The organism is Streptomyces sp. KLMMK, from assembly GCF_036961605.1.
GTDB classification, from domain to species: domain Bacteria; phylum Actinomycetota; class Actinomycetes; order Streptomycetales; family Streptomycetaceae; genus Streptomyces; species Streptomyces telluris.
Window position 1 is genome coordinate 1 of the sequence record NZ_JBAMDC010000074.1, and the last position, 22,458, is coordinate 22,458.

17 protein-coding genes and 1 pseudogene are annotated in these 22,458 nt (G+C 71.1%); 5 read left to right on the forward strand and 13 right to left on the reverse strand.

The window, feature by feature from the left end:
* Nucleotides 1-146: 146 nt before the first annotated feature.
* Nucleotides 147-536, reverse strand: a complete 390-nt coding sequence (locus V7793_RS14400) for a hypothetical protein (RefSeq protein WP_336006637.1) — start codon at nucleotides 534-536, stop codon at nucleotides 147-149.
* Nucleotides 537-593: 57 nt separating this feature from the next.
* On the reverse strand, nucleotides 594-1,535 hold the full coding sequence (locus V7793_RS14405; RefSeq protein WP_336006638.1) for a heme o synthase: 942 nt from the start codon (nucleotides 1,533-1,535) through the stop codon (nucleotides 594-596).
* A gap of 432 nt (nucleotides 1,536-1,967) precedes the next feature.
* On the opposite strand from V7793_RS14405, the gene tkt reads away from it, so the two are divergent.
* The 5 genes from tkt to pgl are packed head-to-tail and all read left to right on the forward strand — an operon-like array spanning nucleotide 1,968 to nucleotide 8,589.
* Nucleotides 1,968-4,055: a transketolase gene (gene tkt, locus V7793_RS14410; RefSeq protein WP_336006639.1), complete on the forward strand. Its 2,088-nt coding sequence runs from the start codon at nucleotides 1,968-1,970 to the stop codon at nucleotides 4,053-4,055.
* A gap of 35 nt (nucleotides 4,056-4,090) precedes the next feature.
* The gene (gene tal / locus V7793_RS14415) at nucleotides 4,091-5,206 is read left to right on the forward strand and encodes a transaldolase (protein WP_336006641.1); all 1,116 of its coding nucleotides are present in this window, start codon (nucleotides 4,091-4,093) and stop codon (nucleotides 5,204-5,206) included.
* Between the two features lies 1 nt (nucleotide 5,207).
* Nucleotides 5,208-6,734: a glucose-6-phosphate dehydrogenase gene (gene zwf, locus V7793_RS14420; protein ID WP_336006643.1), complete on the forward strand. Its 1,527-nt coding sequence runs from the start codon at nucleotides 5,208-5,210 to the stop codon at nucleotides 6,732-6,734.
* Nucleotides 6,731-7,813, forward strand: coding sequence for a glucose-6-phosphate dehydrogenase assembly protein OpcA (gene opcA / locus V7793_RS14425; protein ID WP_336006645.1), 1,083 nt, complete (start codon nucleotides 6,731-6,733; stop codon nucleotides 7,811-7,813). The genes zwf and opcA overlap by 4 nt, the downstream gene beginning before the upstream one ends.
* Entirely contained in the window at nucleotides 7,810-8,589 is a 780-nt protein-coding gene (gene pgl, locus V7793_RS14430) for a 6-phosphogluconolactonase (protein ID WP_336006647.1), read from the forward strand. Before opcA ends, pgl begins: the two co-directional genes overlap by 4 nt.
* Nucleotides 8,590-8,848: 259 nt before the next feature.
* Here the strand turns inward: pgl and pgi are convergent, their stop codons facing one another.
* The 11 genes and pseudogenes from pgi to uvrC all read right to left on the reverse strand — a co-directional run bounded on the left by pgi (nucleotide 8,849) and on the right by uvrC (nucleotide 22,427).
* Nucleotides 8,849-10,501, reverse strand: a complete 1,653-nt coding sequence (gene pgi / locus V7793_RS14435) for a glucose-6-phosphate isomerase (RefSeq protein ID WP_336006655.1) — start codon at nucleotides 10,499-10,501, stop codon at nucleotides 8,849-8,851.
* 130 nt (nucleotides 10,502-10,631) lie between these two features.
* Nucleotides 10,632-10,967: an RNA polymerase-binding protein RbpA gene (locus tag V7793_RS14440; RefSeq protein ID WP_003957010.1), complete on the reverse strand. Its 336-nt coding sequence runs from the start codon at nucleotides 10,965-10,967 to the stop codon at nucleotides 10,632-10,634.
* Between the two features lie 160 nt (nucleotides 10,968-11,127).
* Nucleotides 11,128-11,358, reverse strand: a complete 231-nt coding sequence (secG, locus tag V7793_RS14445) for a preprotein translocase subunit SecG (protein WP_168095178.1) — start codon at nucleotides 11,356-11,358, stop codon at nucleotides 11,128-11,130.
* 114 nt (nucleotides 11,359-11,472) lie between these two features.
* Nucleotides 11,473-12,249, reverse strand: coding sequence for a triose-phosphate isomerase (tpiA, locus tag V7793_RS14450; RefSeq protein WP_336006651.1), 777 nt, complete (start codon nucleotides 12,247-12,249; stop codon nucleotides 11,473-11,475).
* Between the two features lie 6 nt (nucleotides 12,250-12,255).
* Nucleotides 12,256-13,467, reverse strand: a complete 1,212-nt coding sequence (locus V7793_RS14455) for a phosphoglycerate kinase (protein ID WP_336006652.1) — start codon at nucleotides 13,465-13,467, stop codon at nucleotides 12,256-12,258.
* Nucleotides 13,468-13,595: 128 nt separating this feature from the next.
* Nucleotides 13,596-14,600, reverse strand: a complete 1,005-nt coding sequence (gap, locus tag V7793_RS14460; protein ID WP_168094519.1) for a type I glyceraldehyde-3-phosphate dehydrogenase — start codon at nucleotides 14,598-14,600, stop codon at nucleotides 13,596-13,598.
* A 361-nt stretch (nucleotides 14,601-14,961) separates the two neighbouring features.
* Nucleotides 14,962-17,172, reverse strand: a pseudogene (locus tag V7793_RS14465) (M14 family metallopeptidase); the annotation flags it as partial.
* Between the two features lie 187 nt (nucleotides 17,173-17,359).
* Nucleotides 17,360-18,367: a DNA-binding protein WhiA gene (whiA, locus tag V7793_RS14470; protein ID WP_030366605.1), complete on the reverse strand. Its 1,008-nt coding sequence runs from the start codon at nucleotides 18,365-18,367 to the stop codon at nucleotides 17,360-17,362.
* Complete coding sequence (locus V7793_RS14475) at nucleotides 18,358-19,410, reverse strand: gluconeogenesis factor YvcK family protein (protein ID WP_336006653.1); 1,053 nt, start codon at nucleotides 19,408-19,410, stop codon at nucleotides 18,358-18,360. The genes whiA and V7793_RS14475 overlap by 10 nt, the downstream gene beginning before the upstream one ends.
* The gene (gene rapZ / locus V7793_RS14480; RefSeq protein WP_179080431.1) at nucleotides 19,407-20,339 is read right to left on the reverse strand and encodes an RNase adapter RapZ; all 933 of its coding nucleotides are present in this window, start codon (nucleotides 20,337-20,339) and stop codon (nucleotides 19,407-19,409) included. The genes V7793_RS14475 and rapZ overlap by 4 nt, the downstream gene beginning before the upstream one ends.
* 66 nt (nucleotides 20,340-20,405) lie before the next feature.
* Nucleotides 20,406-22,427 (reverse strand): excinuclease ABC subunit UvrC, encoded by a 2,022-nt coding sequence (uvrC, locus tag V7793_RS14485; protein ID WP_336006654.1) that lies wholly within the window; start codon nucleotides 22,425-22,427, stop codon nucleotides 20,406-20,408.
* Nucleotides 22,428-22,458: the final 31 nt, after the last annotated feature.

Genomic DNA, 22,458 nt, shown 5'->3' on the forward strand with positions numbered 1-22,458 from the left:
CGCCGAGCCCCAGCTCCGTGTGGACCGCGCCGTGGCTGTGCTGGTCGACGAGCAGCGGCAAGCCGTCCATCCGCCCCCCTCGTGCCGTACCCCCCGAGCGGCGCGTGTGCGGCCGCTCCCCGCGGGTCTAACGGCCGAGGGGCCCGTCAGTTATCGGCGGGGTTGGCCGGGCCGCCGAGCTGGATGCCGGCCATGCGCGACCACTCGTACGGGCCGGTGCGGACCTTGGCGGCGAGCTCGCCGTCGAAGTCGTCGTGGAGGGTGAGCCCGGCCTTCTCGGCGGCCTTGCGGGCGACGTCCATGGACGGGGCGACGAGGTTGCCCCACTCGCCGTTGGCGCCCACCAGGGCGATGCGGGCGGTGCCACGGGCGATGTGGGCCAGCTGGCCCTCGGCGGAGCCGCCGTGGCTCTTGGCGAAATCCCTGATCTGCTGAGCGAGCCGGCGTTCGAGCCGGGCGGCCTTGCGGTCCGCCCGGGCGTCGGAGGGCGCGGGCTTCTCGGCCGGGCCGTCCTGCGGGGTGGTGTCATCTGCCATACACAGATGCTACCGAGCGGTAATTAACGAAGGAAGGGACCGGCGCAGGAAGAAGCATCAGCGCAGGAAGGGATCCACGGCCACCGCCACGAACAGCAGCGACACATAGGTGATGGACCAGTGGAACAGCCGCATCTCCTTGAGCTTCGCGCCCGTGATGCCGGCCTTGGCCCGGGCCTGCAGGGCGTGGGCCTCCTTCAGCCAGAACCCGCCGAGCGCGGCCGCCACCACCGTGTAGAACCAGCCGGTGTAGCCGAGCGGCTGCAGCGCGAGCGAGACGGCGACCATCACCCAGCTGTAGACGACGATCTGCTTGGCGACCGCCTTGTTGCCCGCGATGACGGGGAGCATCGGCACGCCGACGCGCTCGTAGTCGTCCTTGACCTTCATCGACAGCGGCCAGTAGTGCGGCGGCGTCCAGAAGAAGATGACCAGGAAGAGGACGAGTGCGGCCCAGGAGACGGAGTTCGTCACGGCCGACCAGCCGATGATGACCGGCATGCAGCCCGCGATGCCGCCCCAGACGATGTTCTGCGCGGTACGGCGCTTGAGGATCATCGTGTAGACGACGACGTAGAAGGCGTTGGCGCCCAGGGAGAGCATCGCCGACAGCGGGTTGACCAGGAGCCAGAACCACAGGGTCGAGCCCACGGTCAGCGCGGTGGCGAAGACCAGGCACTCGCGCGGCGAGACCATGCCGGTCACCACCGGGCGCTGCGACGTGCGGTCCATCAGGGCGTCGATGTCGCGGTCGTACCACATGTTGAACGCACCGGCGCCGCCCGCGGACAGGTAGCCGCCGATGCAGGTGGCCAGGACCAGCCACAGGTCGGGCACGCCCTCGGCCGCGAGGAACATCACCGGCACGGTCGTCATCAGCAGCAGCTCGATGACACGCGGCTTGGTCAGCGCCACGAACGCCTTGGCACGGGCCCCGAACGGCCGGTGACCGGGGCTCTCGGTGAGCACCCCCGCAGGACGGGATTCGACGGCCGTCACGCACACCCCTGACAGAGATAAGGCCAGCAAGCACATCCGGGACGGAAAGCCCGGTAAAGACTTGCGCGTACCACGCCACTTTAGACGCAGGGCATGGCGCGGCCTCCGCCGGGGTGGGTCGTGTTGAGGGCGCACCGAAGGGATCAAGAAGGCGCCCCCGCACCACCCGGACGCGACCGCGGAGCCCCCGGACATGACGGAACGGTCGCGTTCGGGAGGCGGGCGGCCGCCCCGCCCGGCAGGCTGTGAACAGGGCGCCGCACCCGCGGCGGGAATCCCTGCCGCCGCGATTCGGCTGCCCGTAAGCGGGCAGCCGACTGTACGTCGAAAAGATGCACGTCCCCGCAGGGGTAGGCTCGACCACGCCGCGTCGTGGCGGAACATACCGCCCCCGGCAGATAAGACCATGTGGAGAGGAGCCCTGATCCAAGGGTGAGCACCAAGCCGACCACCACAGACCTCGAATGGACCGAACTGGACCAGCGGGCCGTCGATACCGCCCGCGTCCTGGCCATGGACTCCGTGCAGAAGGTCGGCAACGGCCATCCGGGCACGGCCATGAGCCTGGCCCCCGCCGCCTATCTGCTGTTCCAGAAGATGATGCGCCACGACCCCAGTGACGCCGACTGGACCGGCCGCGACCGGTTCGTCCTCTCCCCCGGCCACACCAGCCTGACGCTGTACGTCCAGCTGTTCATGGCGGGCTACGGCCTGGAGCTGTCGGACCTGAAGTCCTTCCGCACCTGGGACAGCAAGACCCCCGGCCACCCGGAGCACGGTCACACCCGTGGCGTCGAGACGACGACCGGCCCGCTGGGCCAGGGCATCGCCAACGCCGTGGGCATGGCCATGGCCGCCCGCTACGAGCGCGGCCTGTTCGACCCGGAGGCCCCCGAGGGGACCTCCCCGTTCGACCACACCGTCTGGGCGATCGTCTCCGACGGCGACCTGGAGGAGGGCATCTCCGCGGAGGCCTCCTCGCTCGCCGGCCACCAGAAGCTCGGCAACATCGTCGCGCTCTACGACGACAACCACATCTCGATCGAGGGCGACACCGAGACCGCCTTCTCCGAGGACGTCCTCAAGCGCTACGAGGCCTACGGCTGGCACGTCCAGCGCATCGAGCAGGCCGCCAACGGCGACTTCGACGTCCACGCCCTGCACGCGGCGCTGAAGGCCGCGCAGGAGGAGACCGGGCGCCCCTCGCTCATCGCCGCGCGCACGATCATCGCCTGGCCGGCCCCGAACGCCCAGAACACCGAGGCCTCGCACGGCTCGGCGCTGGGCGCCGAGGAGGTCGCCGCGACCAAGCGCGTCATGGGCTTCGACCCCGAGCAGGACTTCCAGGTCGAGGACGACGTCTTCAGCCACGTCCGCAAGGTCGTCGACCGCGGCCGCGAGGCCCACGCCACGTGGGACAAGCGCATCCAGGAGTGGCGCGAGGCCAACCCGGAGCGCGCCGCGGAGTTCGACCGCATCGCCTCGGGCGAGCTGCCCGACGGCTGGGAGAAGGCCCTCCCGGTCTTCCCGGCCGGCAAGGACGTCGCGACCCGTAAGGCGTCGGGCGAGGTCCTCAAGGCGCTGGGCGGCGTGATCCCCGAGCTGTGGGGCGGCTCCGCCGACCTCGCCGGCTCGAACAACACCACGATCGACCCGTCGTCGTCCTTCCTGCCGAAGGGCAACCCGCTGCCGGAGGCGAACCCCTACGGCCGCACGATCCACTTCGGCATCCGCGAGCACGCCATGGGCTCGACCATGAACGGCATCGCGCTGCACGGCAATACCCGCGTCTACGGCGGCACCTTCCTGGTGTTCTCCGACTACATGCGCCCGGCCGTGCGTCTCGCCGCCCTGATGAAGCTGCCGGTCACCTACGTGTGGACGCACGACTCCATCGGCCTCGGCGAGGACGGCCCGACCCACCAGCCGGTCGAGCACATGGCCGCCCTGCGCGCCATCCCGGGCCTGAACATGGTCCGCCCGGCCGACGCCAACGAGACGGCGATCGCCTGGCGCGAGATCACCAAGCGCCACACCGTCAAGCCCGCGCCGCACGGTCTGGCCCTCACCCGCCAGAACGTCCCGACGTACGAGGCGAACGAGGGCGCGGCCAAGGGCGGCTACGTCCTGTTCGAGGCCGAGGGCGGCCGTCCGCAGGTGATCCTGATCGGCACCGGCTCCGAGGTCCAGCTGGCCGTCGAGGCCCGCGATCAGCTCCAGGCCGAGGGCATCCCGACCCGCGTGGTCTCCATGCCGTCCGTCGAGTGGTTCGAGGAGCAGGACCAGGCGTACCGGGACGGCGTGCTGCTGCCGGACGTCAAGGCCCGCGTGGCAGTCGAGGCCGGCATCGGCCTGACCTGGCACCGCTACGTCGGCGAGGCCGGCCGCATCGTGTCGCTGGAGCACTTCGGCGCCTCCGCCGACTACAAGGTGCTCTACCGCGAGTTCGGTCTGACCACCGAGGCCGTCGTCGCGGCCGCGCGCGAGTCGATCGAGCACGCCGACGCCAACCGCCGCTGACGCCCCTTTACGAGCAAGTAGGAGATGCAGAACCCATGACAGACGCACTCAAGCGCCTCTCCGACGAAGGCGTCGCGATCTGGCTGGACGACCTGTCCCGCAAGCGCATCACGTCCGGCAACCTCGCCGAGCTGATCGACCAGAGCCACGTCGTGGGCGTCACGACCAACCCGTCGATCTTCCAGAAGGCGATCTCGGGCGGCGACGGCTACGAGGCGCAGCTCGCCGACCTCGCGGCCCGCAAGGTCACCGTGGACGAGGCCATCCGCATGATCACCACGGCGGACGTCCGCGACGCCGCCGACATCCTGCGCCCGGTCTTCGACGCGACGGACGGCCAGGACGGCCGGGTCTCCATCGAGGTCGACCCGCGCCTCGCGCACAACACCGCCGCCACCGTCGCCGAGGCCAAGCAGCTGGCGTGGCTGGTGGACCGCCCCAACACGCTGATCAAGATCCCGGCCACCAAGGCGGGCCTGCCGGCCATCGCCGACGTGATCGGCAAGGGCATCAGCGTCAACGTCACGCTGATCTTCTCCCTCGAGCGCTACCGCGCGGTCATGGACGCCTACCTGACCGGTCTGGAGCAGGCCAAGGCCGCGGGCCTGGACCTGTCCCTGATCCACTCGGTCGCGTCCTTCTTCGTGTCCCGCGTGGACACCGAGATCGACAAGCGCCTGGACGCCCTGGGCACCGACGAGGCCAAGGCGCTGCGCGGCAAGGCCGCCCTCGCCAACGCCCGCCTGGCCTACCAGGCGTACGAGGAGGTCTTCTCCTCGGACCGCTGGGCCGCCCTGGAGAAGGCCGGCGCCAACAAGCAGCGTGCGCTGTGGGCCTCGACCGGCGTCAAGGACCCGGCCTACAAGGACACGCTGTACGTGGACGACCTGGTCGCCCCGAACACGGTCAACACCATGCCGGAGGCCACCCTGGAGGCCACGGCCGACCACGGGCAGATCACCGGTGACACGGTGCGCGGCACGTACGAGCAGGCCAAGGCCGAGCTCGACGCGATCGCCAAGGTCGGGATCTCGTACGACGACGTCGTGCAGCTCCTGGAGGACGAGGGCGTCGACAAGTTCGAGCAGTCCTGGAACGACCTGCTGAAGTCCACCGAGGCGGAGCTCAAGCGCCTCGCCCCGGAGGCGTGAATTGAGCACAAGCAGCAATCCGCTGCGTGACGCTCTGGACCGACGGCTCCCGCGTATCGCGGGGCCGTCGGGCCTGGTCATCTTTGGCGTCACGGGCGATTTGTCCAGGAAAAAGCTGATGCCGGCGGTCTACGACCTCGCCAACCGCGGGCTGCTGCCGCCGGGCTTCTCGCTCATCGGCTTCGCGCGCCGCGACTGGGAGAACGAGGACTTCGCCCAGATCGTCCACGACGCGGTCAAGGAGCACTCCCGCACGCCCTTCCGCGAGGAGGTCTGGCAGCAGCTGGTGCAGGGCTGCCGCTTCGTGCAGGGCGACTTCGACGACGACGCCGCGTTCGAGACGCTCAAGAGCACCATCCAGGAGCTCGACAAGCAGCAGGGCACCGGCGGCAACTTCGCGTTCTACCTCTCGGTGCCGCCCAAGTGGTTCCCCAAGGTCGTCCAGCAGCTGAAGAAGCACGGGCTGGCCGACCAGAAGGAGGGCTCCTGGCGGCGCGCCGTCATCGAAAAGCCCTTCGGCCACGACCTGGCCAGCGCCCAGGAGCTCAACAAGGTCGTCCACGAGGTCTTCCCGACCGAAGAGGTCTTCCGGATCGACCACTACCTGGGCAAGGAGACCGTCCAGAACATCCTGGCGCTCCGCTTCGCCAACACCCTCTTCGAGCCGATCTGGAACCGGTCCTACGTCGACCACGTGCAGATCACCATGGCCGAGGACATCGGCATCGGCGGCCGCGCCGGCTACTACGACGGCATCGGCGCCGCCCGTGACGTCATCCAGAACCACCTGCTCCAGCTGCTCGCGCTGACCGCCATGGAGGAGCCCGCATCCTTCGACGCGGACGCGCTGGTCGCCGAGAAGACCAAGGTGCTGGGCGCCGTGCGGCTGCCCAAGGACCTCGGCAAGGAGACCGTCCGCGGCCAGTACGCGCACGGCTGGCAGGGCGGCGAGGAGGTCGTCGGCTACCTGGAGGAAGAGGGCATCGACCCGGGCTCCAAGACCGACACCTACGCCGCGATCAAGCTGGAGATCGACAACCGCCGCTGGGCGGGCGTCCCCTTCTACCTGCGCACCGGCAAGCGCCTGGGCCGCCGCGTCACCGAGATCGCGGTCGTCTTCCAGCGCGCCCCGCACTCCCCCTTCGACCACACCGCGACCGAGGAGCTGGGGCAGAACGCCCTGGTCATCCGGGTGCAGCCGGACGAGGGCGTCACCATGCGGTTCGGCTCCAAGGTGCCCGGCACCCAGATGGAGGTCCGGGACGTCTCGATGGACTTCGCCTACGGCGAGTCCTTCACCGAGTCCAGCCCCGAGGCCTACGAGCGGCTCATCCTCGATGTGCTGCTGGGCGACGCCAACCTCTTCCCGCGCCTGAAGGAGGTCGAGCTCTCCTGGCAGATCCTCGACCCGATCGAGCAGTACTGGGAGAGCAACGGCAAGCCCGCGTCCTACCCGGCCGGCACCTGGGGACCGGTCGAGGCGGACGAGATGCTCGCACGAGACGGACGGAGCTGGCGCCGGCCATGAAGATCGACCTTACGGACACCACCTCCAGCAAGATCAACAACGCGCTGGTCCAGGGCCGCCGCGCCATCGGCACCCCCGCCATCGGCATGGTCCTCACCCTGGTCATCGTCACCGACGAGGAGCACGCCTACGACGCGCTCAAGGCCGCCAACGAGGCGTCCCGCGAGCACCCCTCGCGCAAGCTCGTCGTCATCAAGCGCGTCAGCCGCTCCCCGCGCGACCGCGCCAAGGCCCGCCTCGACGCCGAGGTCCGGGTCGGCACCTCCGCGGGCACCGGCGAGACCGTCGTGCTGCGGCTGTACGGCGAGGTGATAGACCACGCCCAGTCGGTCGTCCTGCCGCTGCTGCTGCCCGACGCCCCCGTGGTGGTCTGGTGGCCGGTCGGCTCCCCGGTCGACCCCGACAAGGACCCCCTCGGCGCGCTCGGCCAGCGCCGCGTCACCGACGCGTACGCCGCCGAGGACCCGGTCAAGGAGATCGCGGCCCGCTCGGCGCACTACACGCCCGGCGACACCGACCTCGCCTGGGCCAGGATCACGCCGTGGCGCTCCATGCTCGCGGCCGCCCTGGACCAGCAGCACGCCGACGTCGTCTCCGCGGAGGTCGAGGGCGAGGGCTACAACCCCAGCGCCGAGCTCCTCGCCCTGTGGCTCGCCGACCGCCTCGGCGTCCCGGTGCGGCGCACCGTCTCCGACGGCCCCGGCCTCACCGCCGTCCGCCTGGAGACCAAGAACGGCCCCGTCGTCCTGGACCGCCCGGACGGCTCCCTGGCCACGCTCTCCATGCCCGGCCAGCCCGACCGCGCCGTCGCACTCCAGCGGCGCGAGACGGCGGAGCTCCTCGCGGAGGAGCTGCGGCGCCTCGACCCGGACGACATCTACGAGGCGGCGCTGAAGTACGGCGTGGACCGGCTGAACGACGCACCGGTCGCGGCGCCGGCCGCAAAGGCCCCGGCCGCCGAGGCCCCGGCCGCCGGGGCCGCCGAGGCTCCGGCCGCCGCCGAGGCGCCGGAGGCCGGGGAGAAGTCCGCTCCGGCCGCCGCCAAGAAGGCCGGCGGCAAGAAGGCGGCCGGCAAGTGAGCACCCCGCAGATCGTCGTCCACCGGGACAAGGAGCTGATGGCCCGCGCCGCGGCGGCCCGGCTGATCACGAAGATCGTGGACGCCCAGTCCGCCCGCGGCTCGGCCTCCGTCGTCCTCACCGGCGGGCGCAACGGCAACGGGCTGCTCGCGGCCCTCTCCGCCGCGCCCGCCCGGGACGCGGTCGACTGGTCCCGGCTCGACCTGTGGTGGGGGGACGAGCGCTTCCTCCCCGAGGGCGACCCCGAGCGCAACGCCACGCAGGCCCGCGAGGCCCTGCTGGACGCCGTGGACCTCGACCCGGCGCGGGTGCACTACATGCCCGCGGCGGACGGGAAGCACGACGACGCGGACGCGGCGGCCGAGGCGTACGCGACGGAGCTGGCCGCGGCCGCGCGCCCGGAGGACCACGGTCCCGTGCCGTCCTTCGACGTCCTCCTGCTGGGCGTCGGCCCGGACACGCACGTCGCCTCGCTCTTCCCGGAGCTCCCGGGCGTCCGGGAGACCGAGCGCACGGTCGTGGGCGTCCACGGCGCGCCGAAGCCGCCGCCGACCCGCGTCTCCCTGACGCTGCCGGCGATCCGGGCGGCCCGCGAGGTCTGGCTCCTCGCCGCGGGCGAGGACAAGGCGAACGCCGTTGCACTCGCGCTCAGTGGTGCGGGTGAGATCCAGGCACCGGCCGCCGGGGCGTACGGGCGCAGCCGCACGCTGTGGCTGCTCGACGCGGCGGCGGCATCACGGCTGCCCCGGGGGCTGTACCCCCCGGCTTCGCCCTGACAGTACGCACACCACGGCCCGGCTCCCGTTCTCGGGGGCCGGGCCGTTGTCCTGGCACCGCCGGACACCACCGCGGTGGTTGCGCGCCGCTGCGGAGGGGATTCCCCTGACCCGCCCCTTCCCGAAACCCCTGCGGGGGGCTGGGGGCTTGCCCCCAGGAAACGGCGAAAGGACGAGGCCGGGGCCCTCCTCCCGCCGCAACGGCGCGCGGCCACGAGCCGACGTGCCCGGCGGTGCCGGGCCCGCCTCAGCCGGAGGCTCAGCGGCCCCGCAGCTCCCGGTAGCGCGCGACCAGCGCGGACGTGGACGCGTCCAGCCCCGCGACCTCCGCGCCCTCCGTGAGCGCCGGCTCCACCCGCTTCGCGAGGACCTTGCCGAGCTCGACGCCCCACTGGTCGAAGGAGTCGATGTTCCAGATCGCGCCCTGGACAAAGACCTTGTGCTCGTACAGCGCGATGAGCTGACCGAGCACGGACGGCGTCAGCTCGCCCGCGAGGATCGTGGTGGTGGGGCGGTTGCCCCGGAAGGTCTTGTGCGCGACGAGCTCGGCCGGCACGCCCTCCGCCGCGACCTCTTCCGGCGTCTTGCCGAAGGCCAGCGCCTGCCCCTGGGCGAACAGGTTCGCCATCAGCAGGTCGTGCTGGGCCACCAGCCCCGGCTCCAGGTCGTCCACGGGCTTGGCGAAGCCGATGAGGTCCGCGGGGATCAGCTTCGTGCCCTGGTGGATCAACTGGTAATACGCGTGCTGGCCGTTGGTGCCAGGCGTGCCCCACACGACGGGCCCGGTCTGCCAGTTGACGGGCCGTCCCTCGCGGTCGACGGACTTGCCGTTGGACTCCATGTCCAGCTGCTGCAGGTAGGCCGCGAACTTCGACAGGTAGTGGCTGTAGGGCAGCACGGCGTGCGACTGCGCGTCGTGGAAGTTGCCGTACCAGATGCCGAGGAGGCCGAGGAGCAGCGGGGCGTTCTCCTCCGGCGGGGCGGTGCGGAAGTGCTCGTCGACGAGGTGGAAGCCGGCGAGCATCTCGCGGAAGTGGTCCGGGCCGACGGCGAGCATCAGGGAGAGCCCGATGGCCGAGTCGTAGGAGTAGCGGCCGCCGACCCAGTCCCAGAACTCGAACATGTTGGCCGTGTCGATGCCGAACTCGGAGACCTTCTCCTCGTTGGTCGACAGGGCCACGAAGTGCTTGGCGACGGCCTCCTCGCCGGCGCCGAGCCGGTCCAGGAGCCAGTTGCGCGCGGAGGTGGCGTTGGTGATGGTCTCGACCGTCGTGAACGTCTTGGAGGCGACGATGAAGAGCGTCTCGGCGGCGTCCAGGTCGCGCACGGCCTCGTGCAGGTCCGCGCCGTCCACGTTGGAGACGAAACGGAACGTCAGGTCGCGGGCGGTGTAGGCGCGCAGCGCCTCGTAGGCCATCGCCGGACCGAGGTCGGAGCCGCCGATGCCGATGTTGACGACGTTCTTGACGGGCTTTCCGGTGTGGCCCTTCCAGTCGCCGCTGCGCACGCGGTCGGTGAAGATCTGCATCTTGCGCAGCACGGCGTGGACCGCCGGGACCACGTTCTCGCCGTCGACCTTGACGACGGCGGACTCCGGGGCGCGCAGCGCGGTGTGCAGCACGGCGCGGCCCTCGGTGGTGTTGATCTTCTCGCCGCGGAACATGGCGTCGCGCAGCCCGGCCACGTCCGCGGCGGCCGCCAGCTCGCGCAGCAGGCGCAGGGTCTCGTCCGTGACGAGGTGCTTGGAGTAGTCCAGATGGAGGTCGCCGACGGTGAGCGCGTACTTCTCGGCGCGGCGCGGATCGTCCGCGAAGAGCTTGCGCAGCTGCACCTCCCCCAGTTCGTCCCGGTGCTTGGCCAGAGCGTTCCACTCCGGGGTCCGGTCCAGCCTGGTGCGGTCCTCTGCGTTCATCTCGGACATCAGCCCATTCATTCTCGTAACTGCCCCGCCGCCCTCCAACCTAATTGATCTGCGGTCGGTTCGAGCGCAAGACGAAACGGCACCCACGAGGGGTGCCGCTTCCTTGAGATGTCGCCGCGTGTCAGATCTCTCCGCGGAGCTTGGCGAGCGCCTCCGCGAGGATGGCTTCGCCGTCGGCGTCGCTGCGCCGTTCCCGCACGTACGCGAGATGCGTCTTGTACGGCTCGGTGCGCGGCGGGTCCGGCGGATTGTCCCGGTCCTGGCCGGCCGGGAAGCCGCAGCGCGGGCAGTCCCAGGTGTCCGGTACCTGTGCGTCGCTGGCGAAGCTCGGCTGCGTCTCGTGCCCGTTAGAGCACCAGAAGGAGATGCGGAGGCGCGGCGCGGACTCGCCCCGCTCGGCCTCACCCATCGGCCCCGCTCCGACCCGGCTTCCCCGGATCGCGTTGCCACTTGCCACGGTCGTAACTCCCTGCGTAATGGTGCTGCGGATCATCTGAACCGATGGTTCCGCTGCGGGCGCCCCAGTCTACGTAAGGCCCAACGCGCGTCCAGTGGCAGGAGTTACAGCCCGGCCGTGAGGACGCGACCCAATGATAGGCCGCGTTCACGACGGTACGTCAGCTATCGAGCTTCATCAGCAGGCCGAGCGCGACGATGCACGCGAACCAGAGCAGACCGATGACCACGGTGATGCGGTCGAGGTTCCGCTCGGCGACGGAGGACCCGCCGACGGAGGACTGCATGCCGCCGCCGAACATATCGGACAGGCCGCCGCCCTTCCCCTTGTGCATGAGCACCAGCATCATCATCAGCACGCTGAAGATGATGAGGGCGATCGAGAACCCCATGACCACGGCTGGACCAACTCTCTCGGACGTCGATGGTGAGGGCCGGGGCGGCGTGAAAACGCCGGTCCCGGCCCCGACAGGGTACGACGAGGAGCAGTCCTCGTCATAGCGCTCCTACTGGTCGCGGAAGCGAACGATCTTGACGAAGTCGTCCACGTCCAGCGCGGCGCCGCCGATCAGCGCGCCGTCGACGTCGGGCTGCGCCATGATCGCGGCGATGTTGCCGGACTTGACGGAGCCGCCGTACTGGATGCGGATCTTGTCGGCGACCTCACGGCCGTAGAGCTCGGCGAGGCGGCCGCGGATGGCACCGCAGACCTCCTGGGCGTCCTCGGGCGTGGCGACCTCGCCGGTGCCGATGGCCCACACGGGCTCGTAGGCGACGACGATGCTCTCCGCCTGCTCGGCCGGGACGTCCTTCAGGGCGCCGTCGAGCTGCGCGAGGCTGTGCGCGACCTGGCCGCCGGCCTTGCGGACGTCCAGGCCCTCGCCGACACACAGGATCGGGGTGAGCCCGTGCCGGTAGGCGGCCTTGACCTTGGCGTTGCAGATCTCGTCGGTCTCGCCGTGGTACTGGCGGCGCTCGGAGTGCCCGATCGCCACGTAGGTGCACTTGAGCTTGGCGAGCATGGCGCCGGAGATCTCGCCGGTGTACGCGCCGGAGTCGAACGCCGAGACGTCCTGGGCGCCGTACTTGATCTTCAGCTTGTCGCCGTCGACCAGCGTCTGCACCGAGCGGAGGTCGGTGAAGGGCGTCAGGACGGCGACCTCGGTGCCCTCGTAGTCCTTGTCGGCGAGCGCGAAGGCGAGCTTCTGGACGTGCGCGATGGCCTCGAGGTGGTTGAGGTTCATCTTCCAGTTGCCCGCCATCAGCGGGGTACGTGCACTCACAGTGGTTCAGTCCTCCAGTGCGGCGAGGCCGGGGAGCGTCTTGCCCTCGAGGTACTCGAGGCTGGCGCCGCCGCCGGTCGAAATGTGGCCGAAAGCATTCTCGTCGAAGCCCAGGGTGCGCACGGCCGCGGCCGAGTCGCCACCGCCCACGACGGTGAAGCCGTCGCAGTCCAGCAGGGCCTGGGCAACGGCCTTGGTGCCGTTGGCGTAGTCGGGGTGCTCGAAGACGCCCATCGGGCCGTTCCAGAAGACGGTGCCGGCGTCGGCGAGCTTCGAGGCGTAGAGCTCGCGCGTCTTCGGGCCGATGTCCAGGCCCTCCTTGTCCGCCGGGATGGCGTCCGAGGCGACGAGCTCCGGGTTGGCCGGGGCCTTGGTCTTCAGGTCCGGGAAGTCGGCCGAGACCAGGACGTCGACGGGGAGGACGAACTCCACGCCGCGCTTCTCGGCACGGGCCAGGTACTCCAGGCAGACCGGGATCTGGTCCTCCTGCAGCAGCGAGATGCCGACCTCGTGGCCCTTGGCCTTGAGGAAGGTGTACGACATGCCGCCGCCGATGAGGATGCGGTCGGCCTTCTCCAGCAGGTTGTCGATGACGCCCAGCTTGTCGGAGACCTTGGCGCCGCCGAGCACCACCACGTAGGGGCGCGCGACGTCCTCGGTGAGCTTCTTCAGGACGCCGACCTCGGTGGCGATCAGGTCGCCGGCGGCGTGCGGCAGGCGCGCCGGGAGGTCGAAGACCGAGGCGTGCTTGCGGTGCACGGCGCCGAAGCCGTCGCCCACGTACAGGTCGGCCAGGGACGCGAGGGCGTCGGCGAAAGCGCCGCGCTCCGCGTCGTCCTTGCTGGTCTCGCCCGCGTTGAAGCGGAGGTTCTCCAGCAGCGTGACCTCGCCGTTCGCCAGTGCGGCGACGGTGGCCTTCGCGCTGTCGCCGACCGTGTCGGTGGCGAACGAGACCTGCTTGCCCAGGATCTCGCCGAGCCGCACGGCGGCGGGGGCGAGGGAGAACTGGGGGTCCGGGGCGCCCTTGGGACGGCCCAGGTGGGAGGCGACGATCACCTTGGCGCCCGCGGCGGCGAGCTTGGCAATCGTCGGGGCGACGGCGCGGATGCGGCCGTCGTCCGTGATGGAGGTGCCGGCGAGCGGCACGTTGAGGTCGGCGCGGACGAAGATCCGCTTGCCCTCGACGCCGTCCTGGATGAGTTCGTCGATCGTCTTCATGCGGTGACTCCGGTACTTCCGTAAGGGGTCATTCATGAGACGGGGCTCGTACGACGCGCCATCGCGTCGTACGAGCCCCGTCCCCTACATCCCGATGCCTGTGATCGTACGACCAGCGGGCAGAGAGATCAGAGCTGGCCGCCGACGAAGACGGTCAGGTCCACCAGGCGGTTGGAGTAGCCCCACTCGTTGTCGTACCAGCCGACGACCTTGACCTGCTTGCCCTGGACCATCGTCAGCTGCGAGTCGAAGGTGCAGGAGGCCGGCCAGTTGACGATGTCCGAGGAGACGATCGGGTCCTCGGTGTACTCGAGGATGCCCTTGAGCTGGCCCTCTGCGGCCTTCTGGAAGGCGGCGTTGATCTCTTCCTTGGTGGTCTCGCGGTCGAGCTCCAGGACGAGGTCGGTGACCGAGCCGGTCGGGACCGGGACGCGCATGGCGATGCCGTCCAGCTTGCCCTTCAGCTGCGGGAGGACCAGGGCGGTGGCCTTGGCGGCACCCGTCGAGGTCGGGATGATGTTCTCCGCGGCGGCGCGGGCGCGACGCAGGTCGGAGTGCGGGAAGTCCAGGATGCGCTGGTCGTTGGTGTACGCGTGGACCGTCGTCATCATGCCCTTGACGATGCCGAAGGTCTCGTCGAGGACCTTGGCCATCGGCGCCACGCAGTTGGTGGTGCAGGAGGCGTTGGAGATGACGTCGTGGTTGGCCGCGTCGTACTTGTCCTGGTTGACGCCCATCACGATGGTGATGTCCTCGTTCTTGGCCGGAGCCGAGATGAGGACCTTCTTCGCACCGGCGGCGAGGTGCTTGGCGGCGTCCTCGCGCTTGGTGAAGATGCCCGTGGACTCGATGACGATGTCGGCGCCGAGCTCGCCCCAGGGCAGGTTCGCCGGGTCGCGCTCGGCCATCGTCTTGAAGGTCATGTCGCCGACAGTGATCGTGTCGTCGGTGTGGCTGACGTCCTGCTTGAGGCGACCGAGGATGCTGTCGTACTTCAGCAGGTGCACCAGGGTGGCGTTGTCGGTCAGGTCGTTGACACCGACTACCTGAATGTCCGCACCCTGCTCCAGGAGCGCGCGGAAGTAGTTACGACCGATACGGCCAAAGCCGTTGATGCCTACGCGGATCGTCACGAACCGATCTCCTCGTTGGTGTGCCGGACTGTCCGCCGGCGGGCTGTTTGGGATGTCCCCGACCAACCCCGACCCTACCTCTAAGTACGGGGGGACGTGACATTGGCGTCACTGGGCCTCCGAAGCGGCTTCACCCCTTGACAGAGCGCAGGGCTGCACTAATGAGCGCGGACCTTTCGGCGGGGTCCGGGACGTGCTGCAAGCCGAAGCCCAGGAGCACCGTGCCGGCCGTCGAGACGGCCGCCGCCCCGCGCGCGTCCGCCGCCGCGGCGCAGGCGCCGTCACGGAGCGTGACGGCCGGTCCGGTGCAGCGGGCGCCTGTTGCGCCGTCCGGGTTCCCCGCGGCCCGGCCCGCCGCCGTGTAGTCGCCCGCGGCCGCGCTGCGGAACTGCGGGAAGCCGGCCGGCGGCAGCTCGTCGGAGACGGGGGCGAACGAGCCCGCGGCGTCCAGCTTGTCCCCGGGGGCGTCGCCGAGGCGGACACTGACGCCCGCGAGCGCGCCGGAGCCGGTGAAGCGGGCCGGGGCGGGGTGCTGCAGGCGGCTGCCCGCGCCCAGGTAGTACTGGCTGAAGTCGTTCGTCTCGGCGGGGCCGACGACTCCGTAGCCGCCCGCCTGCCTGCCCGCGGCGACGAGCTTGCCGCCCTCGTTGACGAAGTCCCGCACGGCCGTCAGCGTGGCCCCGCCGGGCCGGTTGCCGCCGGAGTACCACACGACGCTCTTGAAGTGCCCCAGCACGCCGAGCGCGTGCGGAGCGCCCTGTGCGGCCACGTCCCACACGGCGGCGTCACGGCCTGCCGCGGCCAGCGCCGCGGTGTAGGCGGCGGTGTGCCGGGCGGCGCCGGGCCCGCCCTCGTCGGCGATCACCAGGGTGTCGGCCTCGGGGCGGTCCGCCACGGTGTAGGTGAAGGGTTCGCTCGCGGCGGCCCTGCCGTCGCGCGTCCGGCCGGTGTACCAGACCCGGACGCCGGAGCCGGGCTCGGCGCCTTCGACGTAGGCGCGGTACTCGGCGAAACGGATGCTGTCCTGACCGCCGTAGCGGTCGCCGCCCTTCCACTCCTCCAGCGGGGCGGTGTGCGTACGACCGCCGTCGATGCGGTAGTTGAGGCGCAGGTCGCGCAGGCTCCTGCGGGCGGTGACGGAGACCTCCTGCTCGTCGCCGAGCGCGTAGGAGGTGGTGAAGGCGTCCGGGGTGAAGTCGGGAGCGGAGAGGCCCACGGCCGAGCGGGGCCGGTCGGCGCCCTCGCGGTTGACGGCGGTCTCGGCGACGGACAGCGCGAAGGGGATGTTCTTGGCGAACTCCTGCTGAATCAGCTTCTCGTCGTCGGGGAAGCTGAAGGACGAGGGGCAGTCGTCCGGGTTCCAGCGGTCGTCCGGGTCGGCCTTCGACGCGGTGCGGCAGGTCGACATCTCGGGGGTGAACATCATCGTCCCGTTGACGTTCGCCGCGTGCCCGTCGGCCTCGCCGTTGGTCGTGTAGAGCTCGGAGGAGAGCTGCGGGTGGTAGCCCGGGACCGCGGGCTTCTCCGGCGTGCCGGCCAGCGCCTTGTAGAGGACGTCGTCCGGGGTGGGGGTGGCGACCTGCCAGCCGACGCCGTAGAGCAGCAGTTCGGCGGCCGAGTGGTAGTTGACGGCGTAGCTGAATCGGTGCGCCTTCTCGAAGGCGTCGATCGCCTTCGTCTCCGGCTCGGAGGCGGGGGCCGTGCCGCGGTAGGTCTCGGAGCCCGGACGGGGCGAGGAACCCTCGTTGTCGTAGCCCCACTTGAAGGGGAAGTTGCGGTTGAGGTCGACGCCGTCGCCCGGGGTGATCTTCCCGTCGCCGTTGTTGTCGCGCAGGTTCTTGCGCCACAGGCGGGTGTCCGGGCTCTGGAAGGTGTAGTCGTAGCCGTCGGGGTTGGCGGACGGGACGAACCACAGTTCGGCGCGGTCCACGACGTCGGTGACGCGGGCGTCCTTGCCGTAGGCGTCGAGGTAGTGGTGGAGCAGCCGCCGGGTCATCTCCGGGGTGATCCACTCCCGGGCGTGCTGGTTGGACATGTACAGCACGGCGGGCTTGCGGCCGTCGGGCGCGGTGCGGGCGTCCTTGCTCAGCTTCAGGGCGAGGATGTCCTGGCCGCGGACGGTCTTCCCGATGCTCACGACCTTGGTGAGGCCGGGGTGGGCCTTCGCGGTGTCCAGGAGCTCCTGCCGGAGGCCGTTCTTGCCGCTGTACGGGCGGAAGACGCCGTCACCTGCGGCCTTGAGGCGTTCCTCGGTGCGCTGCGGTATCCGCTTCTCGGTGAGGCCGACTCCCCTGCCGCGCAGCTCGCGGGCCTGCTCGCCGGTCAGGTAGAGCTCGACCGAGGCGGCCCCGGTCCCGGTCGGGCGCTCGGCCAGCTCGTGGCCGTCGACGCCGGCCGCGAGGAGCAGCGGCACCTGGCCGGCGGTGATGCGGGCGGTCCAGACGGCCGGTGCGCCGTCGCCGTCCGGCGCCGTCGCCGCGGCGCCGGGTTGTGCGTGGGCGAAGGGTGCCGCGGCCGGCGCGCCTAAGAGCAGCGAAGCCGCCGCGAGGACTGTTCTCGTCCTGCGTCTCATGAGCCCCCCTTGCTGTTGTCTGCCACGTCAGTGCACGGACGCCAGAGTGGAGAGCCTGCATGATCATGTCAATGACGCAGAAAGAGCCACTCCGGCGCCCTGCACGGCGCGGGGTGGCTCGATGTACCGGTGTGCGGGACGGCGCCGGCGGGCGGGGGCCGTGCCGGGCGTCGGCGCGTGCGGGGCGTCAGCCCGCCATGCCCTCCGCCATCTCCTCCGAGAGGTCCGAAAGGTCGGAGAGGTTGGACTCGGTGCCGGGGATGCCGAGGTCCTGGGCGCGCTTGTCGGCCATGGCGAGCAGGCGCCGGATCCGGCCGGCGACGGCGTCCTTGGTCAGCGGCGGGTCGGCCAGGGCGCCCAGCTCCTCCAGGGACGCCTGCTTGTGCTCCATGCGCAGCCGGCCCGCGGCCGCGAGGTGCTCGGGCACCTCCTCGCCGAGGATCTCCAGGGCCCGCTGCACCCGGGCGCCCGCCGCGACGGCGGCCCGGGCCGAGCGGCGCAGGTTGGCGTCGTCGAAGTTGGCGAGGCGGTTGGCCGTGGCCCGCACCTCGCGGCGCATCCGGCGCTCCTCCCAGGCCAGCACGGACTCGTGCGCCCCCAGGCGGGTCAGCAGGGCGCCGATCGCATCGCCGTCGCGGACGACCACGCGGTCGACGCCGCGCACCTCGCGCGCCTTGGCCGCGATCTGCAGCCGGCGGGCCGCGCCGACCAGCGCCAGCGCCGCCTCGGGCCCGGGGCAGGTCACCTCCAGGGAGGAGGAGCGGCCGGGCTCGGTGAGCGAGCCGTGGGCGAGGAAGGCGCCCCGCCAGGCGGCCTCCGCGTCGCAGGTGGCCCCGGAGACGACCTGCGGGGGCAGCCCGCGGATCGGCCGGCCGCGGCCGTCGACCAGGCCGGTCTGGCGCGCCAGCTGGTCACCGCCCGCCACCACCCGCACCACGTACCGGCTGCCGCGGCGCAGCCCGCCGGGGGCCATCACCACCAGGTCGGAGGCGTGTCCGAAGATCTCCAGGATGTCCTTGCGCAGCCGCCGGGCGGCGATCCCGGTGTCCAGCTCCGCCTCGATCACGATGCGCCCGCTGACCAGGTGCAGACCACCCGCGAACCGCAGGATCGCCGAGACCTCCGCTTTCCGGCAGCAGGTGCGGGTGACGGGGAGCCGGGAGATTTCATCCTTCACCGCTGCCGTCATCGCCATGGGCCGATCCTTCCATGCATCCGAAAAATACGGTCGTACGCGGCGGCCAACAGCTCCGGGTCATGGGTCGGGGAGCCGTCGGGCGCGGCGACCGGCGCCAGCTCGACCGCGGCCCCGAGCCGCTTCGCGGCATCGGTGAGGCTCTCGCGGTCGGGCACGGCGGCCTCGTCGGCCAGCACCACGTCCAGGGCGAGTTTAGGGGCGTGTCGGGCCAAAACCTCCAAATGACGCTGCGGGGAGAAGCCATCGGTTTCACCCGGTTGTGGTGCGAGATTCAACGACAGCACCCGGCGGGCCTTGGTCTCCTGCAGGGCTTCCAGCAGCTCGGGGACGAGCAGGTGCGGGATGACGGAGGAGAACCAGGAGCCGGGACCGAGCACCACCCAGTCCGCGTCGAGGACGGCGGCGACCGCCTCCGGCACGGCGGGCGGATCCTCCGGCACGACGTGCACGGACTGCACCTCGCCCGGGGTCAGCGCCACCGTGGCCTGGCCGCGGACGGTGCTGAGGGCGCCGGGCTCGGCGGGGTCGTGCCCCCGGACGAGGGCCTGCAGCTCCAGCGGCACGGCGGACATCGGCAGCACCCGGCCGTGCGCGCCCAGCAGCTTGCCGACCAGGTCGAGGGCCTGCACGGGGTCGCCGAGCTGCTCCCACAGGGCGACGATCAGCAGATTGCCGACGGCGTGGTCGTGCAGATCGCCCTCGCTGGTGAAGCGGTGCTTGATCACCCGGGCCCAGGTCTGGCCCCAGTCGTCGTCGCCGCACAGGGCCGCGAGGGCCTTGCGCAGGTCGCCGGGGGGCAGGACGCCCAGCTCGTCGCGGAGCCGGCCGCTGGAGCCGCCGTCGTCGGCGACGGTGACGACGGCGGTGAGGTCGCCGGTGATCCGGCGCAGGGCGGCGAGCGAGGCGGACAGGCCGTGGCCGCCGCCGAGGGCGACGACCTTGGGCTGGGCGCCGCGCTTCGTACGGCCCTCGGGCCCCCGGGTGGTCCGTCCGGGGACGAGGCGGCGCACCCGGCGGAGCCGGGACGTGCGGCCGGTCACTCGCGCCCCATGTCCCGGTGGACGACGACGGTCTCCACACCCTCGGAGACCAGGCGGTGGGCGAGCTTCTCGGACATGGCGACGGAGCGGTGCTTGCCGCCGGTGCAACCGACCGCGATGGTCACGTAGCGCTTGCCCTCGCGGCGGTAGCCCGCGGCGATGAGCTGCAGGAGCTCGGTGTAGCGGTCGAGGAACTCCTTGGCGCCGGGCTGGTTGAAGACGTAGCCCGAGACCTCCTCGTTGAGGCCCGTGAAGGGGCGCAGCTCCGGCACCCAGTGCGGGTTGGGCAGGAAGCGGCAGTCCACCACGAGGTCGGCGTCGACGGGCAGGCCGTACTTGTAGCCGAAGGACATGACGGTGGCCCGCAGCTCCGGCTCCTCCTCGCCGGCGAACTGGGCGTCCATCTTGGCGCGCAGCTCGTGGACGTTGAGGCTGGAGGTGTCGATCACCAGGTCGGCGTCGCCGCGCAGCTCGCGCAGCAGGTCCCGCTCGGCGGCGATGCCGTCGACGATGCGCCCGGAGCCCTGGAGGGGGTGCGGGCGGCGCACGGACTCGAAGCGGCGCACCAGGGCGTCGTCGGAGGCCTCCAGGAAGATCACGCGCCGCTTGACCTTCTTGGCGGCCAGGTCGGCCAGGGACTCGCGGAGGTTGTCGAAGAAGCGCCGGCCGCGCACGTCCACGACCACGGCGATCCGGGCCACGTTGCCCTGGGAGCGGGCGCCGAGGTCCACCATGGTGGGGATCAGGGCGGGCGGCAGGTTGTCCACGACGAACCAGCCGAGGTCCTCCAGGCACTTGGCGGCGGTGCTGCGGCCCGCCCCCGACATGCCGGAGATGATCACCAGTTCGGGGATGGCCGTGCCCTCGCCGGTCGCATCCGCCGTCGTGCCCGTACTCACCTGTGCTCCGTCTCGCTCGGTCCCGGTCATACTGCCTACCCCCGTCTCACCGACGGTGCCGCGGGTGCGGCCCCGTCTTCCATACTGCGTGCCCCATCATTCCCCCGCCTCTTCCATGATCTCGCCTGTGGCCGTGTTCACGGCGGGGGCGGGCGGGGCGGCCGCCGCGAGCGCGGCGGCGATCGTCTCTGCGGTCTTGCGGCCGATGCCCGGCGTCTCGCAGATCTGCTCGATTGTGGCGGCGCGCAGCCGCTTGACCGAGCCGAAGTGCTTGAGCAGCGCCTTCTTGCGGGTCTCGCCCAGGCCGGGGACCTCGTCGAGCGGCCCGGCCCTCAGCGTCCTGGTGCGTTTGCTGCGCTGGTAGGCGATGGCGAAGCGGTGGGCCTCGTCGCGCACGCGCTGCAGGAGGTAGAGGCCCTCGCTGGTGCGGGGCAGCACGACGGGGTCGTCCTCACCGGGCAGCCAGACCTCCTCCAGGCGCTTGGCCAGGCCGCAGACCGCCACGTCCTCGATGCCGAGCTCGTCCAGCGCCCTCCGGGCGGCCGCCACCTGCGGCCGCCCGCCGTCGACGACGACGAGCTGCGGCGGGTAGGCGAAGCGCTTGGGGCGCCCGTCCTCAGTGCGGGCCTCCCCGGCGAGGACGTCCACGGCGCGCCCGTCCTCGGTGCGGCCGTTCTCCTCCTCGACCGCGTTCTCCTCGGACCACTCCCCCGCCTTCTGCTTCTCCTGCAGATAGCGGCGGAACCTGCGGCCGATCACCTCGTGCATCGACCGGACGTCGTCCTGGCCCTCGAACGACTTGATCTGGAAGCGGCGGTACTCGCTCTTGCGCGCCAGGCCGTCCTCGAAGACGACCATCGACGCCACCACGTCCTGGCCCTGGAGGTGGGAGATGTCGAAGCACTCGATGCGCAGCGGCGCGGAATCCAGCTCCAGGGCCTCGGCGATCTCCTCCAGCGCCCGGGAGCGGGTGGTCAGGTCGGAGGCCCGCTTGGTCTTGTGCAGGACGAGGGCCTGCTGGGCGTTGCGCTGGACCGTGGCCATCAGGTCCTTCTTGTCGCCGCGCTGGGGGATGCGCAGGTCGACCCGGGAGCCGCGGCGCTCGCCCAGCCACTGGGCGACGGGCTCGACCGGCTCCGGCAGGGCCGGGACCAGGACCTCCTTGGGCACGGCGTCGCCGCGCTCCTCGCCGTAGAGCTGCTGCAGGGCGTGCTCGACGAGGCCCGCCGTGTCGACGGCCTCCACCTTGTCGGTCACCCAGCCGCGCTGGCCGCGCACCCGGCCGCCGCGCACGTGGAAGATCTGTACCGCGGCCTCCAGCTCGTCCTCGGCGACGGCGATCAGGTCGGCGTCGGTGGCGTCGGCGAGGACGACGGCGTTCTTCTCCAGGGCGCGCCGGAGGGCTTCTATGTCGTCCCGCAGACGGGCGGCCTTCTCGTACTCCATCTCCTCGGCGGCCTCGTGCATCTGCTGCTCCAGGCGGCGCAGGTAGGCGCCGGTGCGGCCGGCCATGAAGTCGCAGAACTCCTCGGCCAGTTCGCGGTGCTCCTCCGCACTGACGCGGCCGACGCAGGGGGCGGAGCACTTGCCGATGTACCCCAGCAGACAGGGGCGGCCGATCTGGGCCGAGCGCTTGAACACCCCGGCGGAGCAGGTGCGCACGGGGAAGACGCGCAGCATCAGGTCGACGGTCTCGCGGATGGCCCAGGCGTGGGCGTACGGGCCGAAGTAGCGCACGCCCTTCTTCTTGGGGCCGCGCATGACCTGGACGCGCGGGAACTCCTCGCCCATGGTCACGGCGAGGGAGGGATAGCTCTTGTCGTCGCGGTACTTGACGTTGAAACGGGGGTCGTACTCCTTGATCCAGGTGTACTCCAGCTGGAGCGCCTCTACCTCGGTGGAGACCACGGTCCACTCGACGGAGGCGGCCGTGGTCACCATCGTGCGGGTGCGCGTGTGCAGGCCGGCGAGGTCCTGGAAGTACGAGGAGAGCCGCTGGCGCAGGCTCTTCGCCTTCCCGACGTAGATCACCCGGCCGTGTTCGTCACGGAACCTGTAGACCCCCGGCGAGTCGGGGATCTGTCCCGGCTTGGGTCGGTAGCTGCTGGGGTCGGCCATGTCACACACCCTACTTGCGGGCAGTGACAAT

Bases quoted from the DNA above. Each gene is read 5' to 3' on its own strand.
- V7793_RS14400 (WP_336006637.1), bottom strand. From the start codon at position 536: ATGGCAGATGACACCACCCCGCAGGACGGCCCGGCCGAGAAGCCCGCG.
- tal (WP_336006641.1), top strand. From the start codon at position 4,091: ATGACAGACGCACTCAAGCGCCTCTCCGACGAAGGCGTCGCGATCTGG.
- opcA (WP_336006645.1), top strand. From the start codon at position 6,731: ATGAAGATCGACCTTACGGACACCACCTCCAGCAAGATCAACAACGCG.
- pgi (WP_336006655.1), bottom strand. From the start codon at position 10,501: ATGAACGCAGAGGACCGCACCAGGCTGGACCGGACCCCGGAGTGGAAC.
- secG (WP_168095178.1), bottom strand. From the start codon at position 11,358: ATGGGGTTCTCGATCGCCCTCATCATCTTCAGCGTGCTGATGATGATG.
- V7793_RS14455 (WP_336006652.1), bottom strand. From the start codon at position 13,467: ATGAAGACGATCGACGAACTCATCCAGGACGGCGTCGAGGGCAAGCGG.
- whiA (WP_030366605.1), bottom strand. From the start codon at position 18,367: ATGGCGATGACGGCAGCGGTGAAGGATGAAATCTCCCGGCTCCCCGTC.
- rapZ (WP_179080431.1), bottom strand. From the start codon at position 20,339: ATGACCGGGACCGAGCGAGACGGAGCACAGGTGAGTACGGGCACGACG.
- uvrC (WP_336006654.1), bottom strand. From the start codon at position 22,427: ATGGCCGACCCCAGCAGCTACCGACCCAAGCCGGGACAGATCCCCGAC.